Origin of the sequence: Bacillus sp. EB600 (assembly GCF_024494385.1) — a bacterium.
Classification (GTDB): Bacteria; Bacillota; Bacilli; order Bacillales; family Cytobacillaceae; genus JAEVLT01.
On record NZ_JAEVLT010000140.1, the window covers coordinates 1 to 663 of the forward strand.

General features: G+C 39.8%; 1 protein-coding gene. It reads left to right on the forward strand.

The window, feature by feature from the left end:
* Window positions 1-481, forward strand: a 481-nt coding sequence (locus tag JN080_RS28965; RefSeq protein WP_256239366.1) for an IS3 family transposase, incomplete at its 5' end; no start/stop codon positions are given.
* Between the last annotated feature and the right edge of the window lie 182 nt (window positions 482-663).

Below are 663 nucleotides of genomic sequence, written 5' to 3' on the forward strand. Positions count from 1 at the left end.
TCAGATTGGTCATTCTAATCATGTCTGGGGCATTGATATAACGTACATTCGCTTAGAACGGGGCTGGATGTATTTAGTAGCCTTGATTGATTGGTACTCTCGTTATATAGTAAGCTGGGAATTGGATCAAACCCTTGAGATTGATTTCGTACTGGAGGCTGTGAATCATGGATTTTCCCAAGCTCACCCACAGATTTTGAATAGTGATCAAGGTAGTCATTTTACCAGTCCTCAATACACAGATCTAGTAAAGTTAAATGAAATTAAAATTAGTATGGACGGAAAGGGCCGGGCCCTTGATAATATTATAACTGAACGCTTCTGGCGCTCAATCAAATACGAAGAAGTTTATCTAAATGAATACACAAGCCCCCGTGAAGCAAGAACGGGCATAAAGCAGTATATTGAATTTTATAACCATACAAGACTTCATCAGTCACTAGGCTATCAGACACCATCCTCCGTCTACTTTAGCTCTTAATGACTCACCTTCACCTTCTATGTTCGGGAGAATCTTTGCCTTATTAGCACGTTCTCAATTTAGAACCCACCCGAATGATTCTATGTTTCATGGGCACTCCAACGCTCACATTGACACATGAATAAAAGATGAATGCACCTTAACTTTTAAAAATCCGTGTCTTGACAATGGGGTCCACTTTA